The sequence below is a fragment of the Alteromonas lipotrueae genome (assembly GCF_019249215.1).
Taxonomy (GTDB): Bacteria; Pseudomonadota; Gammaproteobacteria; order Enterobacterales; family Alteromonadaceae; genus Alteromonas; species Alteromonas lipotrueae.
Map to the genome: position 1 here is coordinate 364,552 of NZ_JAESDI010000001.1, position 19,043 is coordinate 383,594.

A 19,043-nucleotide genomic window follows, 5' to 3' on the forward strand; every position below is an offset into this window, starting at 1 on the left:
CGTTGGTATATTTCATTTTACACTCGCAGCATACCTATAACATTTTTGTATATTTATTCACAATATAACCTTGAATATGCAGATAATCGGCACTGCGATTTCGTTTCATTTCGTGATAAGGTTCGTTGTGTTCAAAAAGCTGTACGCATAGAAGGTGTAATTTGACGCTGCAATCCCTAATAAAAAATATTGATCAAATAACGTCGGTTGACGACTTAGTTGCCATCAAGTCGTGTGTGGAAGATAGCTACGCATGGATAAAAGCGTCATTCGATAGTATTCCTGTTAACCAACTTGTCACGGGGCGTGCCCAATTCGTGGACGCCCTGTTGTGTCACTTGTGGCACCTCTACGGTTTAGACAATGAAAGCGAACTTTCGTTGTGCGCAGTGGGTGGCTATGGACGGGGACACCTTCAACCTTATTCCGACATCGATTTGCTGATAGTCAGCAAACGCACTCTTAAGCCCGCCACCCAAGAAAAAGTGAGTCGCTTCATTACACTGCTTTGGGATATTAAGCTTGATGTGGGTCAGTCGGTGCGTACTATTAAAGAAACTGTCAGCCTCGCCAAAGATGACATTTCCATTGCTACTAACCTAGTAGAAAGTCGACTGCTTTGCGGCAGCGAATCTATTTTTGAAAAGCTGTGGGATGAAGTTAACGGACGAAATTCTTGGACGAGCAAAGCGTTCTTCTCCGCGAAGTACGATGAACAAAAGCGACGTCACGCTAAATTTAACGGCACCGCGTACAACCTTGAACCCAATATCAAAGAAAACCCTGGCTGTTTACGGGATATTCAATCCATTGGTTGGGTAGCGAAAAAACACTTTAAAGAATATGACGGCTGGAACCTCGTGGGTCACGGCTACTTTACCGAGCAAGAACACAGCGAATTAATTACCTGTAGAATGCATTTGTGGAAAATGCGCTGTGCTTTACATCTCGTTGCTGGGCGAAGTGAAAACCGCCTTCTTTTTGATTACCAACCTGATGTAGCCACCATGATGGGGTATGGGGAAGAAGGAAAATGCTCAGTTGAGAAAATGATGCGCGACTTCTTCCGCACTGTCGCCCGAGTTTCTGAATTGAACCAAATGCTTTTGCAACGGTTCAAGTATGACATGCTTAATCAGAGTGTTCAGCGTAGCGCGATTATTAACGAAGATTTCGAATTACTCGATAATATGATTTCGCCTCGCCATGAAAATGCATTTCCTTCGCCAGAGGCTATTCTAGACTTTTTAAATGTAGTCACTAACACCCCTGAAGTTCAAGGCTTGAGCACCACCTGTATTCGCCAAATAAGAAACGCACATCGCGCTTTTGAAAATGCTTACTTTGTTGAACGCCCCGCATGCCGTGAAAAGCTCATGATCTTGCTTAAACAACCCGACTTTTTTAAATTTGGTTGGGACATTATGCATCAGTACGGCATTTTACAAGCTTACTTACCTGAGTGGGATGCCATTGTAGGGATGATGCAATTTGATTTGTTTCACGCCTACACAGTGGATGAACATACGCACCGCTTAGTGAAACACGTGAATTACTTTTTCTCGAAAGAGAACAAAGATTTCCCACGCTGTGGCCGCATCTGTCGTAATTTAGACAAACCAGAAGTATTGTATATTGCCGCTATATTTCACGATATCGCCAAAGGGCGTAATGGTGACCATTCCACGCTAGGCGCTGTTGATGTTGCCAAGTTCTGTGAACAACATGACGTACCGGCAAACGACGCGGCTATGATAAGCTGGCTAGTGGAAAACCACCTACTGATGTCGGTAGTGGCACAGCGCAGAGATATTTACGATCCAGACGTTATCAATGAATTTGCTGGCGCGGTAAGAAGCCACAACCACTTGAACTTACTGTATACACTTACCCTTGCAGACATTCGGGCAACCAACGATAATTTGTGGAACGATTGGAAAGCCTCTCTCCTTAGGGAGCTTTATTTAATGACGCAAAAAGCATTAGATAACGGGTTACAATGCCAAGTTACATTAAGTGAGCGAGTCACTACTCACAAATATCAAGCGCAACAAATTCTGCACGAACGCGGGGTTAACTCTGAATCGATTGATGGATTATGGGCACGGTTAGATGATGACTATTTTGTACGATTCAAGCCCACCCAAATTGCATGGCATACCGAAGAAATCGTTAAAGCTCAGGATGATTGGCTAACACCAGATAGCCACCAGCTTCTAGTTAAAGCGAATGACAACAGTGCAAAAGGCGGCACGGAAATTTTTCTTTTCGGTAAAGATAGAAAAGCCCTATTTGCACAAGTGGCTTCCGTATTAGACAGCCGTAATTGCTCTATTCACGATGCCCATGTTACCGTAACGCGCGATGGCTATGTGTTTGACAGTATGTTGGTGCTTGAAAATGATGGCGCGAGGCTATCGTCAGAGTCCCGTATTCAATCGCTAGAAAAAGCGATTAGCACCCAACTTGAAAAACCAGGCCGTTCTCACGAAAATAAGCGTAAACTACCACGGCAAATGAAGCAGTTAGACGTGCCTACTAAGGTACGCTTTTTCGGTGTGAGCGATGAAGCGACACTCATTGAGTTAGAAGCACTAGACGCACCAGGCATATTAGCTAAAATTGGTCATGCTTTTGTTGATACTAATGTCACTTTAAAGCTGGCTAAAATTGCTACTATCGGCGAGCGCGCAGAAGATATATTTATTGTCAGTAATGATGCTGGCAAAGCATTAACCCAAGAACAACAAGTAAGCTTGAAAAAGCGTATCTTGTTTAAACTCGATCAACTTGAAGATATCACGATACCATGAATGAATTGAAAGCCATTATTGAAGACGCCTTCGAAAACCGCGACAACATTAGCCCTTCTTCTGCCCCAGCAGAAGTGAAACAAGCCGTTGCCGATGCTATTGCATTGCTTAATAGCGGAAAAGCGCGTGTAGCTGAAAAAATCGCGGGCGAATGGGTTGTTCATCAGTGGTTAAAGAAAGCCGTTTTACTTTTCTTCCGCCTACACAACAACGATGTTATTGAAGGCGCTGAAAGCCGTTACTACGACAAAGTACCATTGAAATACAGCAACTATACTGCTGAACAATTTGCTAATGACGGTGCGCGTATCGTGCCTCCTGCGGCAGTCCGTACCGGTACCTTCGTGGGTAAAAATGCGGTTGTTATGCCTTCATATGTTAACATTGGTGCATTCGTTGACGAAGGCACCATGGTAGATACATGGGCAACCGTAGGTTCTTGCGCACAAATCGGTAAGAATGTTCACTTATCTGGTGGTGTTGGCATTGGTGGTGTGCTAGAGCCACTTCAAGCAAACCCTACTATTATTGAAGATAACTGCTTTATTGGCGCACGCTCTGAAATTGTTGAAGGCGTTATTGTTGAAGAAGGTGCGGTTATTTCCATGGGCGTTTACATTAGCCAAAGCACCCGTATTTACGACCGTGAAACCGGCGAAGTACATTATGGCCGCGTACCGGCGGGCTCTGTAGTAGTTTCAGGTAACATGCCAAGCCCAGACGGAAAGTACAGCCTATATGCTGCCATTATCGTGAAGAAAGTAGATGCTAAAACTCGTGCAAAAGTAGGTATTAATGCCCTACTACGTGGTGTTGAATAAGTCTGTATTTTTGTATTCATAGATTTCTATTAAAAAAGGGCGCTTAGCGCCCTTTTTTTATTTTTCGAGATTTGTGTCGAACCCCGTTACACACCTAACTGCGATTTAATACCGTTAACCCACTCAATAACCATGGTTTCAGGTTCAAGGGTCTCTAGGGCATCAACTTCCAGCATGTCGGCTACCGCTTTACCTTGCAGCTCTAACAATAATTCATTGAATTGACGACCGGCTCCACAGAAGCTTTCTCCATAACTACTATCACCTAACGCTGCAACAGCAAAAGGCTTGTCGTTTAGCAATGGAAACTCGTCTTTCAAATCAGAGAAGACAAATTCTAAGTTTGGTGGAACATCGCCTTGGCCAGTCGTAGAAGTAATCAATAAGATAGCGTCGGCATCGGTAAAGTCGCTTACTGAAGGATCGCTCTCAAGCTCGCAATCTACACCTTGCTCTGCAAGATTTTCTTCAACTTGCTCTGCTACATGTTGCGCATTGCCATACACGGTACCTGCAAAAATTTTTAATGTCGCCATTACTTCCTCATTATCTTTTCAAATCGTGTGGGTTTCCCGTTTAAGCATCACACTTTCTAGCCCAAACCTTAAACCTGATATTCTTGCCACGCATCTAACACTCGTTGCATTTCTGAATGCATTCTAACAGACACCGATAGCCACTTTCCGGTTATCGGGTGATAAAAACCCATCTGCGTACAACTTAAGGCCAAATTCTGAAAACTAAAGTGTGTTTGCAAAAATTTGTTCTGTTTTCCGTCTCCGTGGGTGGTATCTCCCAAGATAGGGTGCCTAATATGTACCATATGACGACGCAATTGATGTTTGCGTCCTGTCGAGGGCAAAAGTTTTACTAATGAATAGCGGGCGGTTTCATATTTACCTACGGCGAAAGGTAATTCATAGTTCGCTAAACTTTCGTATACCGTTGTGGCTTGCTGAGGTGCCTGCTGCGGGCGCTTATGTTTATCGGCAATTTTATCGTAACGATATTTGAGCGCATAATCGATGAGCCCTGAATGTTTAACATAACCACGAACAATAGCGTGATACTGCTTTTGCACCTGCTTATTCATCAACTGCTGGCCAAGCAGCGCCGCTGTTTTACTGTCAAAACTAAACAATAGTACACCGGATGTGGGCCTATCTAGTCGGTGAGCGGGAAATACGTGCTTGTTGAGCTGATCCCTTAATGTCTGCACGGCGAAGCGAGTTTCATGCCTGTCGATAGGACTTCTGTGCACTAATAAACCCGGCGGTTTATCAACGGCCACGATATGCTCATCTTGATATAAAATATTAAGCGGCGGGTATGGCTGCACACTATTGCTGCCAGCCTTTTCACTCGGGCTAACCGATAATTCTTCAGGCATGATTTACTTCTTATTAGGTTCGGTTAGTTTATCAAGAGTAAGCAACGAAACTAAGATAGATTCGGGGCAGTTTGGCACATACATCTGCGCCGCAGGGGAAATTGCCATCTTCCCTGGTAGCTGACCCATCGCTATTAAGTAATGACATTTAGGCACAAAAACATACGCCAGCCATTCGAAAAAAGACAGGGTATCAATAGCAAAAGGGGCAGTACTGGCTAATTGCGCCTTGCTAGGTGATTTGTTCGGCCACGTTTTAGTTTGGCGCATCGCTGTTTCTAGCGTATTTAAATGATACTCGAATTCTTCTATTAACTTCATAGTCATTACATGGTTTAAGGTTTGCCGTATAGATCTGGACGGCAGTATACCAGAGGCAGCACTCATTCCGCTCGCACCTTTAAAAGAACAATGCCTTTGCCTGTCGGCAACTAAAATATGCTAAACTTTGCGCCCTAAAATCAGTTTTATGAAGTGAGAACGCCTGAAATGAACGCAAACAGTATTAACTCTATCAGCGAATTTTTATTGCATGCAGGTACAGAATATATTGTTTTTGATATGGGTCGAAGACTTACCGCTTTAGACAATCAGGCGTTTTTGGATATTGAGAATGGCTCAACTGTTGCGCCCTTCCCTCGCCAGCAACATGCGTGGTTCGGCATTGTTTTTTGGAATAAAAATAGCTCAAATCAGCACTATATTTGGTTTATCAAACTCCCTCTAGACGAGCAGGGATTAGTGGTAGCGGCTTCAAGAAACCATTTTCTGCAAATTATTGTCGATGCACTAGGCCAATCAATTTCTGATGATTCTGAAGCGGCTAACACATTGCCAGATAATCCTTATTCATTTGTGCCCGCGCAGTCATTACTTGCGCAATTTAATGCACTGGTTCGCGCGAAGCTGAATCAGCCAATTAGCGTCAGCGCACAGTATGTTATCGCCTACGTGAAAGCGCCGCAGGTGGCTGACTGGCAAACCATTCCCTTACAGGCAATTGCGGATGTGGTCATTAGATTAGACTCAATGGAAAACGCTCAAGAAGTGCAAGACAGTGTGCTGCGTAACTTTTCACTTTTTGCCGAACCATTTCAACGGGCTTTTATGGAAATGGCCGAAGTTGCGAACGTATCTGAGCGGCTTAACCAATGCATGCTTTCAGTGTTAGACGGTGATGAAATAAGTTTAGCCGCGCTACGGGGTTTGTCTTGTGAGACCAAAAACGACACTATATATACGCAATTAGTGTCTCACTTTGAAGCTAAGAAATTGAACCGATTAGATATATTAAGTGTTATTGCTGCCCGCCATTTTCAGCAAATGGACGAGAAATTACTGCTGCTATTTTTTGAAGCGGTTGCCGAGGTCGATAACCAAGAAAACTATAATGGCGACGTATTCCGCGGCTTCTTCTCTGATCTTGTTCAAGTACCCCAGTTACGTGAATTAGTACTAGGCATACTAAGAACCCCAGAACGCAGTGACTTACTGGCCAGCGCAATTGGCACGCTGTTTTCACAAACTAGGGGTAATGAATGACACTTCTTGAATTAACCTTATGGTTAGGCTTAGGCTTTGTCGCCTTTCAGTTTTGGCGCATACGAAGTATTTCCGAATTTACCGATAGTTACTTGCGCCAGTATTGCAAAAATAATCAACTGCAACTGCTCAGCATTGCCAGAGCCAAAACCCGCATTACTTTCAACTACAGTAAGCCTGATTGGCATAACATTTTTGTGTTTGAATTTTCAGGAAATGGTGAAGACAGATACAGCGGAGAAGTAGAATTGGTGGGTAAACATATTATTAGAACGACCTTACCACCTCACAGGGTAAATTAGCTTTATCGGGCTTGTTAGCTCGCTATGAAAATAGATATAAACAAGATGACTGTGCCGAACAGGAATAGGTGCTAACAAAATTAACGTTTTTAGTGGTAACGCTAAAAATTAAGCAAAAAAAGGGGTAGCCTCTCTGCTACCCCTTTTCCTGGAATTTTGAGTTTCCCTCTCTGCGTTCCTTTGCGACTAAAATCTTCCCGATTAAAATCCATATACGCCCCTTTCCATCTTCTCTCGCGTGTTCCCGTGCGAGTTACCCATCCTTGCGTAAATCCCTTTCCATTTATCCTTAACATCCCACCTATCCTACACGTGGGGGCCTCATCCTAAGGCTGTTCCTTGCCAGCATAAGCTGGTGTTCCTATCCTTTCATCCTTTCTGCATTACACATCCTGTGTAACTTGCTCAATCCCTAAGCGGTCCGTTCGTTCCTGAGCTGCCTTGCTCTTACGCCTCCTGCGTAAACTATCCTTGCTTAAGCCTTCCAAGCTTTCCTTTACGATACATCCTGTATCTTTCCTTTTTATGACGATCCTTCGCCAAATCCTTTCTACTTCCTGCTGCGATTCCTTATCGCCTGCGCTTTCCTTGCCTGTCCCTGTGGTAATTCCATTTCAGCACATCCGGTGCGCTTATCATCCCTGTAATGCTTCCTGCTTTTCCATCTCCCCTCACTCCTGTTAAGGGATTCTCTTCCTTAAGTTGTCCAAGGTTGTCCTTAAAATCATCCTGACTCATCGTGTTTCCCTGTGACGCCATTAATAATATCCCTACCAAGAATTCCTGCTAGGTAGAATTACAATAAATTAAGGAGAAAATAAGGCGCTAAAATGATCTAAAAATGAAAAAACCATATAAATCAATAGCATTAGACTTTAGTCTAGATTTAGACCACGATAAAAAACCCACATTTCCTACACTTTTGTAAGAAATATCGTACAAAGCCAGTCGCCATTATGACCAATTGCGAATTTAGTGGCGATCGTCATTCGAAACGAGAATCTCGTTCAAGACGCAAATTCATACAGCTTCTTGTTTATCAAAAAGCTGTATGTCAGTGAGTACATCTATAGACTACAATTTGTGATTCTTAAACATTAAGCATATCTATTAGCGGGTATGCTCAACATTCAGTTTAAGGTGACGGACAGTCTTGTACGTTAAGCGGAAGTAGATTTAATTAAGTGTCTAGAGAAGCTTGGTCGATGCATACTTGTTTTCTGCGCCTCGTCTGATGTGAATTACAACGTAGTCGCAAAATGCTACTCAAGCAGCTTATCACTGAAATCAAAAAAACTGTCGTTTAACTACGGTTCAATTAAAGGTTTTCATGGGATAGGCCAGAAAAGAAGGCCTACAATGAGGCATAAAAACAGAAGTGCTGACAAATAATATCTAATAATCTTATTGTCTCGTTCTTCTTTTTTTGGTTCATCGTTTACTTCAGCACTAATATCATCTTTCCCAGATGAGGGGAGCCTGTCGAGATAGGGCGCTGGTGTTAAAGCGACGGGCTGCGTGGCTTTAGAATGGGCAAACTCTCCCTTAATATCATCAGTTTGCAAAATACCTGTATTTTTCGTTTTAATGATTATAGTTTTTAATATTTCTCTAGCGTCCTGCGGTGATTTGTCTGACAGCTGACGCGTAAGATACATCAGTGCATATTCTTCGATCGAAACTCCATGCGCATCTAGATATTTCTCTATTCGCTGTCTATGTACCTCTTTAGGCATACTGAATCTCAATTTTCATACTAGCATTCATTTTAAACATATTTATACGACAAAAAAAATTCAAGTTTATGATTTCTTCAGCGAGCGCTTAAGTAGTCAGACTGTTGCCACACTTTTTAATTTTATTCGCAGAATCAGAGAGAAAGCTATATGAGTTGTAGTACATTATGATAGGGGCCGAACCAGAATGCTATTGCCTGCCAGAAATTTTACAATGGTCTTCTGAGTACGTAGAGCAGGCATTTAACCTTTCCCATGAAAACACAAAAAATGGTTTTTCAGTGGAGACGGGTGTTACTATGAAGTTTCAATAATATGCTATTAAAGGTCAAAGGAAGCCATGAGCAATATCTTAGAAATTGATCTTGATAATAAAATGGAAATTACTATAAGCAATGAAAATCCTGTATCACTTAAGGATCTTTCGTTATCTTTGTTATCGTTTAACCACCAATTCCACAAGTTTGTTGAAGGCGAAACAGATAAAGAAACCGATATTGGCTCAGAACTCCTGATTAAGGAGGTTCGAAAGGGGTCAATAGTAATAGAGTTAGTCTCGCAGGCAGCGCCAATAGTGCCTTTGCTTTGGGAAAGTGGGACGCTATCGCAGTGGTCAACTGTTGTTCAGGGTGTATGTAACTGGCTTCTAGGGAAATTAGACTCCCCTCCTAAAACGGTGACCAAACAAGATCTTCAAGAGTGGAATAAATTTGTTGAGCCTGTGGCGAAAGATCACGGGTCGCAAATGAATATTAATGTTTCTGACGGTGGAGCCGTTATCAACAACTTTACTATTAACTCTACAGAAGCTAATGCCATTCAAAATGAAATTTCTAAAAAGATAGAACAGCTTGATTCACCTGAAGATCACATACATCGGCGAAAGGTTATGTATTGGTATCAGGCGAAGTTCGATCCAAGCTCTGAAACGGGAAATCGAGCAATTATCGACGATCTTTCTAGCAAGAGCATGAAAGTCATTTTTGAAAATAACGCGGTAAAAGAAGCAATGTTGCATCCGCCAGAACACTTTAAAAAACAGTGGCACGAACTGGCTTATGTTGTAGATGTAGAAGTTGAAACTGTAAGAAATATTCCGAAAATGTATAAGGTTTTACAGTATTACCCTGAATATACATTTGATCCAGATGCGGAATAAACCTTCAACATACGGCTCCACGCAGACGCCCAAATCTAAGCGCTTTTTGTTGGTTTCGCTACGCTACACTTTACCGCAAAAACCTCTCCGGCTTGGGCGCTGGTGAGCCGAGCGTTAGGTTTCAAAAGGAATTTTTATGCACTTTAATGGAGATTTTCATAAGTTTAAGTGTCTACAAGACTTCATAGCTTATAAATCAATGCACAATCTAGTATCTAATACGTCAGCAATAAAAGCTTACTTCGAGTCAATGACATTGCACTCTACGGGAGAGCACTCACTTGAAGAGCATACTCGAAAATACTTATCGGACTCGATTAAGGAAGATATAGAAAGTTCGATAAATCATTTCGCTGGACTAACTATCATTGGCTTGTGTACCTGTTTTGAAGTTGCGGCCAAAGATTTCTTCAAGGCGTTTTTTTTTACAAAACCTAAAAGCATGCACGACTATCTCGAGCACAAGACAATGCAAGGTAGCGTTGCATTTGATGATATTACGAACTCAGACTCCTTAAACGATCTTCTTGCGGTTCTAACTGATCGCGCTGCAAGTAAGGCAACTAAAGGGCACTTCAGCGAAGTAATGAGGCGAGTATCTAAAGTCAGTAAATCTCAACTCGATAAAGAAGTATCTAAAAGCCTTGATCAGCTACAAAAGTTAAGGAATAAAATTGCTCATGAGAAACATAATCAGAACTGGGATGTACCTAGACTAGAAAAATTTGAAAACGTCGTAGGCAAAGGGATAGAGGAATTGTGCAAAGCCGCTAGTTCTAACGACGTTCCAGGTAGTTACACGTGTATAAACCCACCAACTCTATATGTAGATGATGAGGGTGACGTTAGCATGTTAATCAATATTGAAACCTAGCAAAGCGCCTAAGCCACCCCCCTTCGGTCGCTGAGACACCTATACGCGGGCCCGCTTCGCCATTATGCCCCACGCATCTTCGCCCCTTAACTTAACGTTATGTATTTAGAGATATTGAGGAACTATGAAGGAATTTCTGTCCTGGTTAAAAGATAACCTTTCGCATATGTTTGCGTTAGTGGGTATTTTGCTGACCATCTATTTTTCGATCTTTTATGTTCCGCAATATTCGGAAGATATAAGGCTCAAAAGAATAGAGGGAATTAATAGCGAACTGATTAGTACAATTCAAGAGCTTGCTTATAATAAGCACAAAATTGATTCGCATGATATTGAAACGCTCATCGAAGGCAAAGAGTTGCGTGATAATATCGAATACCCTTATACAGTAGATGAACTTCTAGTTCAGGTACAGGAGACTTTCTTATCTAACAGATTCATTCCTTTGGAATCCCGCAAGGACCTTGTAGAAGCTATTGACACTGTTAGGGAATCGATAGAGCCAGCAGTTCCTGTAGAGGGGGAAAAAGATGAGCCCACAAATTTCAAGTGGCTATCTTTATTTGCAGCTGGCATGGGTCTAGTTGTTTCTATGTTCGGGTCCTTTAGCCTTTATTCAAGTGCTAAGAAGCAAAGAGAAGAAGAAGTAGACGAGAGAGTTGTTGCACAAAAAGAAGTATTCCAGCATCGCATAAAAAGAGCATTTGCCCTCGAGGAGTTTGTAGGGAAGAAACTTGAATCCATATATGGTTCAGAGAATATTGAAAGCGAAATCCAAACTGATATTGGTGTAGATTACTTAGTAAGAGAAGATGGAAGACCGAAATTTGGGGTTGAAGTGAAATTCACAGATACAGACTTGATTCCGCTGCGAACAATTAATCAAGTTGGAAAGATTGCGAAGGACTTTGGATATCCAGTGGTTCTGGTAACAAACGCAGCTCTTACCAAAAATGCTAGATCCAGATTTGAAAAAATCAGTAACGAAATTAAAAACTCAAACATATTTCTAATCTCTGTTGATGAAATCCACAATATTTCAGAAATTATGAAAAGAAATGCATAACAAAGCATTGCAGCGGACGAGCCGCTGAATGCGGGCATTGACCGTCTGCTGTTTGTCTTAAGCGGAATTCTATCGCTGCTTCGCCAAGCGACCGCTTGCAGCCCGTCAACTCAATTGGGAGCGAGGGGGAACTTAGCATACAAAGTGATCGTTGAAAAAATTCAACCTCGATGTCCACTGTTTGCATAGATGCATCGGTCAGTATTGAGCGTAAGACATGCCTTTAAAAGGCCTGCGCTTATATACTTTGATGATAAATCTAACTTTGTTAGATGCACGTAGCAATATTTGCTTGAGCCGGAGTGATTTAGGTAAAAATACCGAACGCATAATGGAGTTATTGATAAAGAGCTTAAACGTAAAACTAAGTTGGCTACCAAGTTTTTAGTAGCCAACACCAACATTAGAGTTATATAAAAGCCTTAATGGGTTTTAGAAGGACTGATTATTATTGACAGAGTCGGCGGTACTGCTTGCTGGGGATTGCCAGCTAAAGTCATCATAACTTTGTCCTGAACCAGATAATTGGAGTGAGTAGCCTACACTAGTAGAGCCGGTTTCTGATACACCAATATCCGTTGATGTAAGACCATTCGCTACGCCGCTAGTGGCGGTTAGCGTGCCTTCGTAGCTTAAGAATTGGATTACGCTGCCTGTGTCATCAATTAACGCCAAACCATCTGATGCGCCATTTTGTAAACCGCTGATATAAAATGCGACTGTACCAAAACCGCTATCTTGATTGCTAATGGTGCCGGATAAGGAAGTGGTTTTATAAGCACTGCCACCGTTACCATTGTACGCCACTATGCTCCAACCTGATAAATTTGTTCCTGAAGTACCAGCGATTTCAACTAATTCATTTTGGTCTGAGCCTGAGTTGTCGTAGTGTATTTCGTTAATCCATACATCGGTTGAGCCTGAACTACTGCCAGATGAACCGGAGCAATTACTTTCAAACACGCAGGTAACATATTCAGGGTAATCAACAAATGGGTTTCGATTTCCTTGGTTTTCATAAACAGCTTCGTTGTGACGACGCTCGAAATCATCGACTGGGTCATCTTCATGCCATTGCAGCAACGTCGATTTGAGTCCCATGTAGGCAACGGTTAAATTGTCTCCCGTGTTTGAGTTAGCGATCAACCCTCGGTCATCGGTTAAAATCAAGTCTGGTTCGGAAGCCCCCGTGTCACCATGCGTCCCTCCTTCGTAGCGCACTGCTAAATACATTAACGCCCTAGCAGTGTCGCCTTTTCTTTCACTCCATGTCTGCCAGCTACCTGTGGCACCTGAGCCAGTGGTCCAATTCGATTCTGTACTACTACCACCTCTGCCATTGGTAGATGTGGTTACTTTTTCAGAGCAACTAGAATCACAGTCGGCATAAGGCTTATTACTACGACTTGAATTGTAACCACTATTTGCTAAAAATAGGTGATGGGCATCTGTGTAAGGGTAGTTACTTGAGCCATCATCTGGAAAGCCGTATGACTTAGGCCAGGTGTGCTCACGGTTGTAATTGCTGTTACCGCCCCCTTCTTTGCTATAACTTTCGTTTTTATAGATATCAATTATGTTACTTGAATTGCTTGGATCTTCATCTGCCTCCTCCAGTATGTCCCAGGTATCCGTTGCAGATGAAGTGTAAGGAAATCTTTGATGGTCATCTATAATGGCATGTAGCGAATCTCGTAGTGTATCAGCATTAGAGGTATCTACTGAGTCGTAGTACCCACTGGGTATGGCTGCACTTGCGAAATTAGCCGAAATTAGCATAAATAACGCCACGCCAGCTTTATATATTTTTGCACTTTTTAACATTGCTTATCCTTCTTTTTATTGTTGTGAGAAAGCGGTAAAAATAGTGAAGTGATATGTCCATCTAGTGAATAAGTCCTTTTTTATGTTTACTATTTTTAAAAGGCTGTTCAATAAATCACCATGTATTCTTGAATAATAATTCAACGAAAACAATAGCAATGTACAAAATAAAAGCTATTTATGCGTAAATAAAAAATAATGATTCGTATATATATCCCGAATACAGAGGGGGGCAGGTAAAGTAAATGTACAAAAATCGCTTTATATTACCGTTTCATTAGAAATATGGTGCGCTTTGAACAGGACAGCGAAATATCGACTTATCGAATTGGTGCACATTTTTTTATGATTAATGAGAGGTAACGGAGATGCGGATTAAACAACGTGGTAAGTTTGAAAATGGAACCTACCACCTATTTCAGGTAATTAGCGGCCTTAGTGTTGTTGAGAATTGAAGAAGAAAAGCATTTAACATAAATGCCGTTACACGCACTCAGTTAGCCCCCCTCTTTTTTGTCTCAATATTGCATGTTTGTATGCATTTTTGAGCCTTTTGCCATGCAAGCGAAGCGAACCTGGTAAAAGGTTACTGCAAATTTATAATGGCATATTATTAGAGAAAAGAAGTGGCTTAAGCTTAAATTTACTTTTTTCCGCTAGTAAGGTGAGCAATATTGACCCTTAACGTCGAGGGAATTGCTTTTTTCTCTGACAGTTGGGGAATTGTGTTTGCTAGAAGTGTTCGCGGTATAGACAACAATTTCACCGCATCTTCAACCGTAACGATGAACTCATCAATGTTGCTATGAGGCGTCGTATGACAGTGTACACGCTCTGTTGCCCCATCCACCCACTGCTCTACAGGCCAACTAGCCTTTAAATGTCGAGTCAAAAGACGTAACGGGAAGAGCTGATACTTTATCGGTAAGGTAGCAAAAGGGCTTGTAGTACCCTTCAATTGCTCGACAAAATTTTGAAACTTAAGCTTATCGGTAAGCAATTCCCAGCCCCTTATTAGCGTGACGGGTAGGTTCGTAAATTGGGGATATGATTGATGTGGTAGGTAAGTTGAAAAAGGGTTAGATAAAAATAAATCTGCAAGTAAACAGTCGCATATTTCATCGATGAATAGCTCTGCTATCTCTGCATTAATAGGCGTGCTGGTTAACTGCTTAGCGCAATACACATTTGTACATGTATTACTCAACAGTGCGACAGACCACTGCAACTTTTCACCACAGTGATGGCACACGTCAATCAACGCAAGTTGGTGCCTATCGCAATAAAGATATCCTATAGAGCACCACGCTTTCTTCAAGTAGCCTGTATCATTAATACATTGAGGGCACACTCTGGGTGATTCAATATCGGTACAGGTAAAGAGAGCCGAGTGTTTTACGTTAGGTTTAATATTGAGGTTAGGCTCTGGTAGCGGAATAAGCTCACTTAAGCAATTATGCTGCTTATTGCTCAACTTCCCTTTTGTTACCGCATCAAAACTCTTTGCATCCATCCAATCATAAGGGCTGGTAAACCCATTGCGAGCGGTTATTCGAAGTATGAGGCTGATGAAGCTCTCATCAACTATTTGTGATGGCAGAACAGACAGCACTATTGGAACTCTCTGGAATCGAGTAACGCTATGACGTCATCATCGCTGAGCATATCGGTATTAAAAGGATTGAAGGCTGATGAGTTGATGCTAGCCAAATAGGCCTCTTCGAGCTTTTTATGAAAATAGGGCTGTTCGATTATTTGAGCGACGGAAAACAATTTATTTAGTAGTCCGATTCTTCCGTCCGTTGCTATATGTAGCCTATTCAACAATTGCTTATCTTCTAGGCTGAACGAGGAAAATTTATACTTTTCAGAAAAGTAGTTGCAGCACGCTAACCAGCATTGGCATCTAGAGGGAATAATGCTGAGCTTTTGTTCTGCCATAAAGCGTCTAGACAGTTGCTCTTCACCCTTGAGTCTTTCCGTTGACTTTCCATACCTGAGTCTCAGTAGCCTCCCTGCGACAGGCGTGCCCAACATCAGCAGGGATATATCCGGATTGTTATCGAGAAGGGCGGCAATTTGCTTCGCCATGCGCTGACTGGTGATGCCATCAATATCAGTTAGGCACTCTTGCACTTCATCTATGATGATGAGCTCTACTTTGTGCTCCCGTAATAAGACTGAAAGCCTGTCTTGAACGATATGTGCTTTATTGACGTTATTTCCCACAACATTCGTAAATGCCTTCACAATTTGTAGGAGCAAATCTACCGCCGTTCGCGTCTCTGTTAACTTAACATACACTACAGGACGTATTGTTAATTGTGGAGTGTTATTCGATGGGTAATGACTCAGATACGAGCTGGCGAAATAAGACTTTCCTGTGCCGCTCAATCCCGTTATGAGCAGAGAGTAATTTGCATCAAAGCGTTTGTGATGAACGCGCTCAAGAAGCGCAGCACACCGATTAAGTGATGGATGGTCGAACATCTTACTCATCCCACTGCATAGTTTGTTGCTCAGCCCGTAAATCCGTATTGACACGGCGAGACGTTTCGGTACTCTCTTTAATTGCTTCCTGTTTAATGGGGGGCCGGTTTTGTTTAAGGGGTCTATGCGCATACCTCTTATTACTCTCGCTAATCCTATCCGTAACCGATAACCCCTTTGACGCATAATTCTTGGCGGACTCGACTTCCATCCCGCTTCTTTGGCGTCTCGATTTCTGATTAACTAAACGCTTAATTTTTCGGGTTGCGATGTCTCGTCGCCTCGGTAGCCCGTCTGTTACTGCATTAAGTTCATCAAATGAAATAGGGACTGCGAGTTCATCTTCTGATAACGCTCGATTTTCCACTTTTTGGATGGTTTTGGGGGTGTCCGAACCGCCGAATCTAGCGATAACTGTAACCCAACGTGCATCATCAGGATCATATTTTACTATCACTGACATAGCTTGGTTAGGATTAAGCGTTTTTGCGTCTAAATAACATTGCTTGAGACGCACGTCGGCAAAAACTTGCTTGTTGACTTGCACTGTTCCGCGCTCCATCAACTTTGGCTGGGCCTCAAGATAGTGACAGGCAATGAAGAGTTGTTCTTTATTAACTGGGATCGGCGGTTGCTTCTCTATTGATTCGTTCCACACTTGCTGTGGCGTTTTTCCATGCAATCCCGAGTGAGGTTGATTAACGTAATCTACTAAGAAGTCGTGGAGTAAATCGCCGAATTCCTTTACCTCCAATCTAGCCGCTTTTTTTATCGTCTCATCGGAAGGTGGTTTGGTTTTCTTGGTCGTGCGCTTGCCCTTGTAACCAGGGACACCAATGATAACTTCTCCGTTAGGCCCTTCAAAAGGCGAGCCTTCAAAAAACTCCTTTCGTAATGTACCGATGAACGACTCCACAAAAGGCTTGCGCCATGGTTCATTGGAAGGCGCTTTAATTAGTTCAGCCCCGACCCGTTGGGCGATTTGTTTTAAGGCTTCTGATTTGTAGCCTGAACCATTATCAACCACGATTTTGGCGGGGACACCGTGTGCGGACAATTCGTTACTTGTTTTTTCAAATATCCGTTTGAATGAGCGAACGGTGCCCTCGGTGTCTTCGTTCGTCCCCAGCTCAAATGTTACACTGACTGGGTAGCGTGAGTAGCAATCAATGGCGATGTACATACTCACATTCCCACTCGGGATACCATTTTCATCAATCAGTGCTAAGTTAAGCGACACCCTGTCCATCTCTACGCGTTCTAGTACACGCCTCGTCACAATTTTTTTGCATAGCGTTCTCAGGGCTTTTTTTATGGCGCTATAGTTACCAGAGTTCAAGATAACTTCAAATTCGTTAAATTCGCTGACTCGACGCGTAAACGTAGAGAGGCTGAGCAAGGTTATCGCTTCGTTTTGCATGCGCGTTTCTCGCACCGCTTTTTCATACAAACGATAGCCAGCGGCAACATTCTCAACACCACTTTTTACCCAGTGGTTAGTGGCGAACGTATTGAGAAAGAGTTCACTAGGTTCATCTATCCGTTTCGGTTGGCTTTTTCGCTCGATAACCGAATTTTCTAAAATAAAATCCGCCTCTTTGTAAGCTTTCCACCATTTGGCGATGGTCGAATGCCCAAACTTACTGAGGCCAATATGGTATTTGTCGTGGACAATCTGCTTTAACCTATTAAGGGTCGCAGCCGTTGTAGGCCCCGCCCCTTGTTTTACAAGCACTTCCAACTCTTCAATATAGGGACGTCTTTTCTCTATTTCTTTTTTCTGTGAGCGCGAGAGTGCGCGAATATCGTGTTGCAAAGAATACTGAGGGGTGAAAGCGCCACTCTCTACCTGCTCATCCAGAGCTTCTTTGGAGAGGTGTAAGCCTAAATCACCAGGTGAGTGAGGGCGGGGGGTAAGCAATACTTGCAGGCCATCGTAGTAAGCCAGGCTAAACGAGCGACGTTCTTGGTCGTAATAAATGTCACCGATGACAGGTTGATGCAACATATTAAGGCCTCATCAACATTGAGTCTGCACTGAAAGGCTTAGATACATCAAAATGGTAGTGCTGCTTAGCCACAAGCGCCCAGGCATGCGCTCTTGTAGTGCCACTTATTTTCCCCATTGCTTTTTCAAGCATTGATAAAGTCAATCGCTTGGGAAGGCGATTAATTTCGTCAATTAAAGCCGTGGTATCAATGTCTCGATACTGCCTAAGTAGTTCATAGTTCTCAGACTCAACCTTATTAAAGTCCTCCTCACTAATGAGTACCAAATCAAGCCGAGTCGTCTCGAATATGACGAGCTTTCGTTTCTTATGCTTTAGGAAAAAGTCATCATCCATATACGAAGAATTTTTGACCTCGACGTACTCTGCGAGGCCTGACTTGTATTGAACCAGAAAATCTGGGGTATAGCGTTTGCCAAAGACGGAAAAGTGTTCAGGTTGCGTACTGTAACACTCAACTGATTCATCGAACTCACAGTGCAGGGCGAACCTGCGCTCTAGAAATGACTCGCACCACATGTGGCAACCATTCTTTTCACTGAAGAAATTAATAGTATGTTTTGAACGGTGCTTGCTGTGCTTTCTTCTACCAATCATATTTCACCCAAAAATTTTCGACGATTTCTTGGCCCTTTTTTCATCCGTGTCTATGATTAAAGGTTGGCTTCGTGAAAAGCGCAAGTTCTACTTATCCTTGCAGATCGGGTCTGGAAAAGAGTTTATTACAACTTATAGTCCTATACTGGTCTAACCAGTTAGCTGTATGAATTTTGAACGGTAGTGGTTGTTTTATGTACTAATATTCAACGGGTTAAATTTTTTTAAGATGTGAAATTAAAAAAATAAAAGTGAATCTTTAGGGAAGAAATAGAGTAGATTAAGTGTTCTTTCTCAAGTTATATTCAATTTTTTATTCAGTTGTACATAAAAAGGAGTTTAAAATATTTTTGATATTAAAATCAAAAAATTAAGAGTGTTGAGTTTACACTTTTAAGTAATTATTATTTTTTGGATTTA

At 42.2% G+C, this 19,043-nt stretch carries 16 protein-coding genes; 7 read left to right on the forward strand and 9 right to left on the reverse strand.

What is annotated here, in order from left to right; translation table 11 throughout:
• Positions 1–161 precede the first annotated feature (161 nt).
• Both glnD and dapD read left to right on the forward strand, forming a co-directional pair.
• The gene (gene glnD / locus JKP82_RS01615; RefSeq protein WP_218395544.1) at positions 162–2,813 is read left to right on the forward strand and encodes a [protein-PII] uridylyltransferase; all 2,652 of its coding nucleotides are present in this window, start codon (positions 162–164) and stop codon (positions 2,811–2,813) included.
• Complete coding sequence (dapD, locus tag JKP82_RS01620) at positions 2,810–3,634, forward strand: 2,3,4,5-tetrahydropyridine-2,6-dicarboxylate N-succinyltransferase (RefSeq protein WP_013785192.1); 825 nt, start codon at positions 2,810–2,812, stop codon at positions 3,632–3,634. The genes glnD and dapD overlap by 4 nt, the downstream gene beginning before the upstream one ends.
• An 86-nt stretch (positions 3,635–3,720) precedes the next feature.
• On the opposite strand, the gene JKP82_RS01625 is transcribed toward dapD, so the two are convergent.
• The 3 genes from JKP82_RS01625 to JKP82_RS01635 form a co-directional block, all read right to left on the reverse strand.
• Positions 3,721–4,170, reverse strand: coding sequence for a flavodoxin (locus tag JKP82_RS01625; RefSeq protein ID WP_159529216.1), 450 nt, complete (start codon positions 4,168–4,170; stop codon positions 3,721–3,723).
• A 68-nt stretch (positions 4,171–4,238) separates the two neighbouring features.
• Positions 4,239–5,024: a tRNA pseudouridine(65) synthase TruC gene (gene truC, locus JKP82_RS01630; RefSeq protein WP_159529214.1), complete on the reverse strand. Its 786-nt coding sequence runs from the start codon at positions 5,022–5,024 to the stop codon at positions 4,239–4,241.
• Positions 5,025–5,027: 3 nt separating this feature from the next.
• Positions 5,028–5,345, reverse strand: coding sequence for a YqcC family protein (locus tag JKP82_RS01635; RefSeq protein WP_159529212.1), 318 nt, complete (start codon positions 5,343–5,345; stop codon positions 5,028–5,030).
• Positions 5,346–5,513: 168 nt separating this feature from the next.
• On the opposite strand from JKP82_RS01635, the gene JKP82_RS01640 reads away from it, so the two are divergent.
• Together JKP82_RS01640 and JKP82_RS01645 are read left to right on the forward strand one after the other, a co-directional pair.
• The gene (locus JKP82_RS01640) at positions 5,514–6,566 is read left to right on the forward strand and encodes a DUF3549 family protein (RefSeq protein WP_159529210.1); all 1,053 of its coding nucleotides are present in this window, start codon (positions 5,514–5,516) and stop codon (positions 6,564–6,566) included.
• Entirely contained in the window at positions 6,563–6,868 is a 306-nt protein-coding gene (locus JKP82_RS01645) for a DUF3301 domain-containing protein (RefSeq protein ID WP_013785197.1), read from the forward strand. The genes JKP82_RS01640 and JKP82_RS01645 overlap by 4 nt, the downstream gene beginning before the upstream one ends.
• 1,328 nt (positions 6,869–8,196) lie before the next feature.
• On the opposite strand, the gene JKP82_RS01650 is transcribed toward JKP82_RS01645, so the two are convergent.
• Positions 8,197–8,604 carry a hypothetical protein gene (locus JKP82_RS01650; RefSeq protein ID WP_218395546.1) on the reverse strand — a complete coding sequence of 136 codons (408 nt, stop codon included), beginning with the start codon at positions 8,602–8,604 and terminating at the stop codon, positions 8,197–8,199.
• Positions 8,605–8,944: 340 nt separating this feature from the next.
• Between JKP82_RS01650 and JKP82_RS01655 the strand changes: the two genes are divergently transcribed.
• From JKP82_RS01655 to JKP82_RS01665, 3 genes are all read left to right on the forward strand, one after another.
• Positions 8,945–9,763 carry a hypothetical protein gene (locus JKP82_RS01655; protein ID WP_218395548.1) on the forward strand — a complete coding sequence of 273 codons (819 nt, stop codon included), beginning with the start codon at positions 8,945–8,947 and terminating at the stop codon, positions 9,761–9,763.
• 136 nt (positions 9,764–9,899) lie between these two features.
• Positions 9,900–10,637: a HEPN domain-containing protein gene (locus JKP82_RS01660; protein WP_218395550.1), complete on the forward strand. Its 738-nt coding sequence runs from the start codon at positions 9,900–9,902 to the stop codon at positions 10,635–10,637.
• A 124-nt stretch (positions 10,638–10,761) separates the two neighbouring features.
• Positions 10,762–11,703, forward strand: a complete 942-nt coding sequence (locus JKP82_RS01665) for a restriction endonuclease (protein WP_218395552.1) — start codon at positions 10,762–10,764, stop codon at positions 11,701–11,703.
• A gap of 432 nt (positions 11,704–12,135) precedes the next feature.
• On the opposite strand, the gene JKP82_RS01670 is transcribed toward JKP82_RS01665, so the two are convergent.
• The 5 genes from JKP82_RS01670 to JKP82_RS01690 form a co-directional block, all read right to left on the reverse strand.
• A complete protein-coding gene (locus tag JKP82_RS01670; protein WP_218395554.1) occupies positions 12,136–13,527 on the reverse strand; it encodes an endonuclease in 1,392 nt (463 codons plus the stop codon).
• 643 nt (positions 13,528–14,170) lie between these two features.
• Positions 14,171–15,139, reverse strand: a complete 969-nt coding sequence (locus JKP82_RS01675) for a TniQ family protein (protein WP_218395555.1) — start codon at positions 15,137–15,139, stop codon at positions 14,171–14,173.
• Positions 15,139–16,017: a TniB family NTP-binding protein gene (locus tag JKP82_RS01680; RefSeq protein ID WP_218395557.1), complete on the reverse strand. Its 879-nt coding sequence runs from the start codon at positions 16,015–16,017 to the stop codon at positions 15,139–15,141. Before JKP82_RS01680 ends, JKP82_RS01675 begins: the two co-directional genes overlap by 1 nt.
• 1 nt (position 16,018) lies before the next feature.
• Entirely contained in the window at positions 16,019–18,025 is a 2,007-nt protein-coding gene (locus tag JKP82_RS01685; protein ID WP_218395559.1) for a TnsB C-terminal domain-containing protein, read from the reverse strand.
• A gap of 1 nt (position 18,026) precedes the next feature.
• Positions 18,027–18,623, reverse strand: a complete 597-nt coding sequence (locus JKP82_RS01690; protein ID WP_218395562.1) for a PDDEXK family nuclease — start codon at positions 18,621–18,623, stop codon at positions 18,027–18,029.
• Positions 18,624–19,043 lie beyond the last annotated feature (420 nt).

What these genes read in the sequence shown, in the direction of transcription:
- dapD (WP_013785192.1), top strand. Translation starts at nt 2,810, where the DNA reads ATGAATGAATTGAAAGCCATTATTGAAGACGCCTTCGAAAACCGCGAC.
- JKP82_RS01625 (WP_159529216.1), bottom strand. Translation starts at nt 4,170, where the DNA reads ATGGCGACATTAAAAATTTTTGCAGGTACCGTGTATGGCAATGCGCAA.
- truC (WP_159529214.1), bottom strand. Translation starts at nt 5,024, where the DNA reads ATGCCTGAAGAATTATCGGTTAGCCCGAGTGAAAAGGCTGGCAGCAAT.
- JKP82_RS01635 (WP_159529212.1), bottom strand. Translation starts at nt 5,345, where the DNA reads ATGAAGTTAATAGAAGAATTCGAGTATCATTTAAATACGCTAGAAACA.
- JKP82_RS01640 (WP_159529210.1), top strand. Translation starts at nt 5,514, where the DNA reads ATGAACGCAAACAGTATTAACTCTATCAGCGAATTTTTATTGCATGCA.
- JKP82_RS01645 (WP_013785197.1), top strand. Translation starts at nt 6,563, where the DNA reads ATGACACTTCTTGAATTAACCTTATGGTTAGGCTTAGGCTTTGTCGCC.
- JKP82_RS01650 (WP_218395546.1), bottom strand. Translation starts at nt 8,604, where the DNA reads ATGCCTAAAGAGGTACATAGACAGCGAATAGAGAAATATCTAGATGCG.
- JKP82_RS01655 (WP_218395548.1), top strand. Translation starts at nt 8,945, where the DNA reads ATGAGCAATATCTTAGAAATTGATCTTGATAATAAAATGGAAATTACT.
- JKP82_RS01660 (WP_218395550.1), top strand. Translation starts at nt 9,900, where the DNA reads ATGCACTTTAATGGAGATTTTCATAAGTTTAAGTGTCTACAAGACTTC.
- JKP82_RS01665 (WP_218395552.1), top strand. Translation starts at nt 10,762, where the DNA reads ATGAAGGAATTTCTGTCCTGGTTAAAAGATAACCTTTCGCATATGTTT.
- JKP82_RS01670 (WP_218395554.1), bottom strand. Translation starts at nt 13,527, where the DNA reads ATGTTAAAAAGTGCAAAAATATATAAAGCTGGCGTGGCGTTATTTATG.
- JKP82_RS01680 (WP_218395557.1), bottom strand. Translation starts at nt 16,017, where the DNA reads ATGTTCGACCATCCATCACTTAATCGGTGTGCTGCGCTTCTTGAGCGC.
- JKP82_RS01685 (WP_218395559.1), bottom strand. Translation starts at nt 18,025, where the DNA reads ATGTTGCATCAACCTGTCATCGGTGACATTTATTACGACCAAGAACGT.
- JKP82_RS01690 (WP_218395562.1), bottom strand. Translation starts at nt 18,623, where the DNA reads ATGATTGGTAGAAGAAAGCACAGCAAGCACCGTTCAAAACATACTATT.